This is a genomic window from Lachnoclostridium sp. An196, from assembly GCF_002160135.1.
GTDB classification, from domain to species: Bacteria; Bacillota; Clostridia; order Lachnospirales; family Lachnospiraceae; genus Hominiventricola; species Hominiventricola avistercoris.
This window is the reverse complement of record NZ_NFJZ01000020.1, coordinates 20,979-28,141: the sequence shown is the minus strand read 5'-3', so window position 1 is coordinate 28,141 and position 7,163 is coordinate 20,979. Positions and strand designations below refer to the sequence as shown.

Annotated in this window: 7 protein-coding genes and 6 tRNA genes; all 13 read left to right on the top strand. The window is 45.3% G+C overall.

Annotated features, from left to right (window positions below):
• The first annotated feature begins 151 nt into the window (after window positions 1-151).
• The 13 genes from B5F29_RS16010 to B5F29_RS15950 all read left to right on the top strand — a co-directional run bounded on the left by B5F29_RS16010 (window position 152) and on the right by B5F29_RS15950 (window position 7,162).
• A tRNA-Asp gene (locus B5F29_RS16010) sits at window positions 152-225 on the top strand.
• Window positions 226-260: 35 nt separating this feature from the next.
• A tRNA-Val gene (locus tag B5F29_RS16005) sits at window positions 261-333 on the top strand.
• A 5-nt stretch (window positions 334-338) separates the two neighbouring features.
• Window positions 339-420 (top strand) — tRNA-Tyr (locus B5F29_RS16000).
• 103 nt (window positions 421-523) lie between these two features.
• Window positions 524-597 (top strand) — tRNA-Met (locus tag B5F29_RS15995).
• A gap of 5 nt (window positions 598-602) precedes the next feature.
• Window positions 603-675, top strand: a tRNA-Phe gene (locus B5F29_RS15990).
• Window positions 676-709: 34 nt separating this feature from the next.
• Window positions 710-782 (top strand) — tRNA-Lys (locus B5F29_RS15985).
• Window positions 783-897: 115 nt separating this feature from the next.
• The gene (locus B5F29_RS15980; protein ID WP_087155595.1) at window positions 898-1,509 is read left to right on the top strand and encodes a cytidylate kinase-like family protein; all 612 of its coding nucleotides are present in this window, start codon (window positions 898-900) and stop codon (window positions 1,507-1,509) included.
• 42 nt (window positions 1,510-1,551) lie between these two features.
• Entirely contained in the window at window positions 1,552-3,228 is a 1,677-nt protein-coding gene (locus B5F29_RS15975) for a hypothetical protein (RefSeq protein WP_087155594.1), read from the top strand.
• A 12-nt stretch (window positions 3,229-3,240) separates the two neighbouring features.
• A complete protein-coding gene (gene rffA / locus B5F29_RS15970; RefSeq protein ID WP_087155593.1) occupies window positions 3,241-4,371 on the top strand; it encodes a dTDP-4-amino-4,6-dideoxygalactose transaminase in 1,131 nt (376 codons plus the stop codon).
• 19 nt (window positions 4,372-4,390) lie between these two features.
• Entirely contained in the window at window positions 4,391-5,530 is a 1,140-nt protein-coding gene (locus B5F29_RS15965) for an ATP-grasp domain-containing protein (RefSeq protein ID WP_087155592.1), read from the top strand.
• A gap of 6 nt (window positions 5,531-5,536) precedes the next feature.
• Window positions 5,537-6,481, top strand: coding sequence for a glycosyltransferase (locus tag B5F29_RS15960; protein ID WP_087155591.1), 945 nt, complete (start codon window positions 5,537-5,539; stop codon window positions 6,479-6,481).
• Complete coding sequence (locus B5F29_RS15955; protein ID WP_087155590.1) at window positions 6,478-6,837, top strand: hypothetical protein; 360 nt, start codon at window positions 6,478-6,480, stop codon at window positions 6,835-6,837. The genes B5F29_RS15960 and B5F29_RS15955 overlap by 4 nt, the downstream gene beginning before the upstream one ends.
• Entirely contained in the window at window positions 6,818-7,162 is a 345-nt protein-coding gene (locus B5F29_RS15950; RefSeq protein WP_087155589.1) for an EamA family transporter, read from the top strand. Before B5F29_RS15955 ends, B5F29_RS15950 begins: the two co-directional genes overlap by 20 nt.
• Window position 7,163: the final 1 nt, after the last annotated feature.

Sequence of the window (7,163 nt, the reverse complement as noted above, 5' to 3'; positions counted from 1 at the left end):
GTAGATAGGGCAGAGGTGGAAGCACAGCAATGTGTGGAGCTGACTGTCACTAATAGGTCGAGGGCTTAACCAAGAGGTTCTGGGCAGGATGGAAGTGGAAGATAAAAAAAGGTATAGACTGTATGCGATTTTGAAGGTACAATAGTTATATGGCCCGATGGCTCAGTTGGTTAGAGCGCCGCCCTGTCACGGCGGAGGTCGTGGGTTCGAGTCCCATTCGGGTCGCTTGAATATTTTATATATTCATAATTTAATAAAGTGGGATCTTAGCTCAGCTGGGAGAGCATCTGCCTTACAAGCAGAGGGTCACAGGTTCGAACCCTGTAGGTCCCATTTATGGATGGATTCCCGAGTGGCCAAAGGGGACAGACTGTAAATCTGCTGCAAATTGCTTCGGTGGTTCGAATCCACCTCCATCCATTCGGAGAAAGATTCAGATCTGTTGCGATAATGCAAAAAGGTTCGAATCCACCTCCATCCATTTGAAGAATATAAAAATAATTCTTCAGCAATTAAATATTATCGCGGGGTGGAGCAGTCTGGAAGCTCGTCGGGCTCATAACCCGAAGGTCGTAGGTTCAAATCCTGCCCCCGCAATTCATGCCCAGATAGCTCAGTTGGTAGAGCAGAGGACTGAAAATCCTCGTGTCGCTGGTTCGATTCCGGCTCTGGGCATTGTGTATGTATCACTAAAATTACACATGGATATGGAGCATTAGCTCAGTTGGTAGAGCACTTGACTTTTAATCAAGTTGTCCGGGGTTCGAATCCCCGATGCTTCATTGTCTGAAGGAACTCTGCGTAGCAGGGTTCTTTTTCTATAGAAAGATGACAAACAGAAGAAAATGAGGTAAAATAGTTAAATAATATCATCATATCCGGAAGGAGGATTTCAACATGAAGAAAAAAATCATTACGATCAGCAGACAGTGCGGCAGCGGCGGAAGGTATATCGGAGAACAGCTGGCGAAAGAACTGGGTATTTCCTGTTATGATGAAAAATTAATGGACATGGTGGCGAAAGCAAGCGGTTTTGCCACAGAATTTATCGAAGATAAAGGAGAGCACATGACTGGCAGTCTTCTTTTTAATATTGCAAGCAGTCTTTCTTATGCCAGCAATGTGTTTTATGGAAATGGGATGACGATACAGGACGAAGTGTATCTGATTCAGAACCGGATCATTAAAGAACTGGCGGAGAAAGAGTCGTGTGTCATCGTGGGAAGATGTGCGGATTATGTACTCCGCGACCGGAAGGATTGTCTGAATGTATTTATTCATGCGGACGAAGAGGATAAAATAGACAGGGCGATTCATTCTTACGGTATGCCGGAGAAGGAAGCGGCTTCTATTTTGAAAAAGACTGACAAGGCTCGTTATAATCATTATAAATATTATACTGACAGGGAATGGGGGATGTCGGATAATTATGATGTATGCCTGAACAGTTCTATGTTTGGAATTGAGGGGTGTGTGAAGATTATCAAAGATATTGTGGAAATGGACTGATATGCGTGCTATAATCCATGATAGATTATCGGCGGAAGGATTATGATGGAAAAGACAGGACGACAGAGATATATTATATGGATATTTGCGGGACTTTTGGTCCTGGGCTTTCTGGTATTCGGCTGGAGACAGTTTTTCGGTTTTAATAAGAACGATGAGATTTTCTATATCAGCACGGTTTACCGTTTCTTTCAGGGCGACGCCATGCTGATCGATGAATGGAATAATGGACAGCTTTTTGCCTTCATTACGTATCCTTTATTTATGCTGGTGAGACTGTTTCATAATTCTAATGACGGCATTGTATTGATTTTCCGTTTTCTTTATCTGTTCTTTCAGGCGGCGGTGGCTACCTATTGTTTTGTATGGCTGAAGCGGTTTGGATGGATCAGAATTTTTCCGGCGCTTTTTTATTTTGTCACGACGCCGTATAATATCAATGCTCTGTCCTACAATACGCTGGTCTTGGGCTTTGTCCTGCTGACACTGGTGACAGTGGCTTCTGCAGACGAGATAAAGACGCGGGACGCGGTACTATGCGGCGTCTTTATTGCGGGGGCGGTGTTGTCCAATCCGTATGCGGTGATTTTATTTGTACTGTACGGATGTATCTGCGCGGGATGTTCTCTGTATGGAAAAAGAACCGGAAGAAAACCGGATTCTGCTCTATCCTTCCGCACTTTTTTCTTTATGGGCGTGGGTGCGTTTATTATCTTTGTTCTCTTCGTGGCCTTTGTTTTTTCCAGAGGAACACTGCAGGAGATATTGGAAGGTTTTTCCTACATTGTCATGGATTCAGAGAGACAGAAAGATTTCTGGGAAAAATTATCCAAATATTTTATCCGGATTCACAGATATTATAAAATAGAAGTTTACGTTACAGGCATACTGCTTCTGCTCCGGCTGGCAGACAGGAAGAGAAAGATTCCCGATCCGGCATATCTGGCAGTATCTGTAATATCTGCAATTCCCTATATTATTTATTATGGATTTTTCTGGGAGATGGTAGGCATTAACTATATGTTGATTCCGCTGTCGTTTCCGGGATTGACCGCGTATGTGGTATCGACAGATAAGGACCGCAGACTGTTCTATGGCTGGTATGTGCCGGGCGTCATTTATACGCTGGCGGCTCATTTTGCAACGAATACAGGTATTTATACAGTATCGGCGGCTTATATGATCGCAGGCGCGGCGTCGATGCTTTTGATCTGGAAAGCGGTAAAAGAGCATTCGGCCGTCTGGCTGCGCATCCTGGTGTGTATTTTGCTGGTGGTTCAGTTTGCCGGATGTATCTGGCAGAGAATCTTCTATGTATGGGGAGACGAGCATCTGCCGGAGTTGAATGTGCGTCTGGAAACAGGACCCATGGAAGGTATTTACACGACAGAAGAAAATGCCGGGCTGTACGGAGATGTACTGCAGGATATGGATGATCTGGAGCTGACATCCCAGGATAAGCTCTTTGTAGTGGGAATCGCGCCGTGGATGTATTTGTATACAGACGCAGAATGCGCGTCTCATTCTACCTGGGAGACTCTGGAGACAGATCCGCTGATCCGGATCTATTATGAGCTTCATCCGGAAAAGCTGCCTACAGTCGTATATTATTATCGATATGAAGAAGATGTTCTGGACACAGATCTGGCATATTATTTTAAGGATATGGGGTATGAAGCATCAGTAATGCGGCGCGGGGTCGTGCTGCAGCGCCGTTAGGAGGATAAACAGATGATAGACTTTAATGTTCCGCCTTATGTGGGCAATGAATTGAAATACGTGGAGGAGGCGGTGGTAAAAAACCGCAAGCTCTGTGGAGACGGTCCTTTTACAAAAAAATGCAGTGAATGGCTGGAGAACAAGACGGGTACATCCAAAGCGCTGTTGACTACATCCTGTACGCATGCAACGGAGCTGGCCGCGCTTTTAACAGATATTAAGGAAGGCGATGAAGTGATCATGCCTTCTTATACATTTGTGTCCACTGCGGATGCCTTTGTACTGAGAGGTGCCAAAGCAGTATTTGTAGATATTCGTCCGGATACTATGAATATAGATGAAAATAAGATTGAAGAGGCCATTACGGAAAAGACCAGAGCTATTGTTCCTGTCCATTATGCGGGCGTGTCCTGCGAAATGGATAAGATAATGGATCTGGCGCATAAATACAACCTGTATGTGATTGAGGATGCGGCGCAGGGTGTAATGAGCACTTATAAAGGACAAGCGCTGGGGACGATCGGAGATTTCGGATGCTATTCCTTCCATGAAACCAAGAATTACAGTATGGGAGAAGGAGGCGCGCTTCTGATCCGCAATCCGGAATATATCGAACGCGCCGAGATTATCCGGGAAAAAGGGACCAACCGCGCCAAGTTTTTCCGTGGGCAGATTGATAAATACACCTGGGTGGACGCAGGATCCTCTTATTTACCTGGAGATATGAACGCGGCTTATCTATACGGGCAGTTGGAGGCGGCGGATCAGATATTCGATGACCGTATGAGCTCATGGAATCTGTATTATAAATTATTAAAGCCTCTGGAAGATCAGGGGAAGATTGAACTTCCCACAGTTCCGGAAGGCTGTACACATAACGCGCATATGTTTTATATCAAAGCGAAGGATCTGGAAGAACGTACGAATTTGATTCATTTTCTGAAAGAAAATGGCATACAGGCAGTATTTCATTATATCCCTCTTCACAGCGCGCCTGCGGGCAAGCAGTTCGGAAGATTTCAGGGGGAGGATGTCTATACTACGAAAGAAAGCGAGCGTCTGGCCAGACTTCCCATGTATTATGGGCTGAAGGAAGAACAGATACAGTATGTAGTTGAGAAAATCAAAGAATTTTACCAATAGACGGAGAGATGAAAATATTATGAAGAAGATCGTCATCATTGGGGCAAATGATTTTCAGAACCAATTGATTCTGAAAGCGAAGGAAATGGGATTTGAGACACATGTATTTGCATGGAAAGACGGAGCCGTCGGTGCCGGGACGGCGGATTATTTCTATCCGATCAGCATTGTAGAGGTAGATCAGATCCTGGAAAAATGCAGGCAGATCCAGCCGGATGCGGTCGCTTCCATCGGTTCTGATCTGGCTAATATTACGGTGAGCAGGGTGGCGGCAGGATTGGGACTGCCTGCCAACAGTGAGGAGTGTGTCAGACTTTCCACAAATAAATACGCCATGAGGGAGGCCTTCGCCAACGCAGGAATACCGGTTCCCAGATTTTATAAGGTTGACCGCATAGAAGCATATCTGTTCGGTCTGCGCCTTCCGGTTATCGTAAAACCGACAGATCGTTCGGGAAGCCGCGCGATTACGAAGGTTACCGATTTCAAAGATCTTCCGGAAGCTATTCGCAACGCGGTGGAACAGTCTTTTGAAAAGAGCGCGATCGTAGAGGAATACCTGGAAGGGGAAGAATACAGTTATGAAACGATCTCCTATCATGGAAAACATACGACGCTGGCCGTGACGAAAAAATATACCACAGGATCGCCTCACTTTATTGAAACAGGGCATGTGGAGCCAAGCGGCCTGTCGGAAGACATGCTGAAGAAAATAGAACCGGTTATGTTTCGGGCTTTGGACGCGCTGAAAGTTACAGACGGAGCATCACATGGAGAGTTTAAAATTACTCCGGAAGGAAAGATCCGGATCATCGAGATCGGTTCCCGCATGGGCGGCGACTGCATCGGCTCTGACCTGGTGTATTTATCTACAGGTTATGATTTTATGGGGATGGTGATCGATGTGGCATGCGGGAAAGAGCCTGTGCTGGTACCAAAGAGAGAACCGGTACAGGCGGAGATCCATTTTCTCTTTACGTTGGAAGACGTGGAAGAGATGCGCCGCTTTCAGACAGAGCGTCCGGAAGAAATCTACCGGATCAGCGAATTGGATCTGTCAAATGCGGGTCATGTGACGGACAGTTCCACAAGAATCGGATATTATATTACTGTGAAAGCCTTAGACGGCGGCAGTATATCTGCAGAGAAAAGAGGATAGATACAGATGCTTTATTCAGTAATCATTCCCTGTTACCGGTCAGATCAGACCATTGAGCATGTGGTGAATACGACCAGAGAAGAGATGAATAAACTGGGAAGAGGAAATGTAGAATTTGTTCTGGTCAATGACTGTTCTCCGGACGGAGGAAAAACTATCGCCAAACTGATCCAGATGGCGAAAGAATATCCGGATGTGAAGGTTATTGATCTGGCGGTGAATTCCGGACAGCATAATGCTTTGATGGCTGCTCTTCGCCATGCGGACGGAGATGTCATTATCGGTATGGATGACGACGGGCAGACTCATCCTTCTCAGCTGGGAAAATTATTCGAAACTTTTGATCAGGGATACGATCTGGTATACGGGTATTATCCGGAGAAGAAACACAGCTGGTTCCGGAATCTGGGGAGCCGCTTCAACGACCTGACTGTTAATCTTATGATAAAAAAACCGAAGGATGTGCGGACCTCCAGCTATTTTGTGGTGAAAAAATTTGTCAGGGATTATTCGGTGGAATATCATGGCTCTTATACGTACCTGTTGGGATTATTCATGCGCTGTACACAGAACATTGCCAGTGTGCCGATCAAACATTTTGACCGGGAAGTGGGAGAATCCAACTATACATTGAAACAGTTGGTACGTCTTTGGTCCAGTATTATAGGATTTTCTGTGATTCCGCTCCGGGTGGCGTCGGTGACCGGTTTTATCTGCGCAGGCGCGGCGATGCTGGCGGCTCTGCTTATCCTAATCCGCAAGTTTGTAGATCCTACGTTATCAATGGGATGGCCGTCCCTGATGTGCGCGATCACCTTCTTCTTCGGATTGAATTTTATGTTTTTGGGCATGATAGGGGAATATCTGGGAAGAATGTTTCTGGGGATGAACAAAGAACCTCAGTATGTAATTAAAGCGACTTATAATGTGGAAAAAGAGGGCCTGGAATGACAGACGAAAAGAAAAAAGGCAGGGTAAAAATACTGCTTCTTTTATCCCTGTCTCTGGTGCTTCAGAGTCTCAGCTCTGTTTTTATCAAATATGCCGGTCAGTTTGAGACGCTTTCTCCTGAATTTATATTTTATTATGTAATTGCGGTGGGATGTCTGGGAGTCTTTGCCATCATGTGGCAGTTTTTGCTGGAATTGATTCCTCTGACGACGGCGTACCTGAGAAAAGGAATTCTGTATATCCTGATTTTGGTCTGGTCCGTAATCCTGTTTAACGAGACGGTGACGATCAATAACATTATCGGCAGTATCATTATCATAGCGGGGATCAGTCTTCATGGAATGGATGAACATTAGTTATCTGCTGGCTTTTGGAGCAGTATTTGTTGCTTCTCTTTCACAAATTCTTCTGAAACAGTCCGCAGAAAAAGACCATAAAAATTTCTTTGCAAAATTTTTGAACTGGCGCGTGATTCTGGGATACGCACTGATGATGGGCACAACCGTTATCAACGTATTCGCGTATCGGGGAGTAGAATTGAAAGTAACGCCGATGATCGAATCCACTGGTATTATCTGGGTCACGGTACTGGCGGCGGTGTTCCTCGGAGAGCGTCCTACAAAACGCGGGATCATATCGATTCTGATTACTATCATAGGTATTATTGTATTTTCTATGTAAG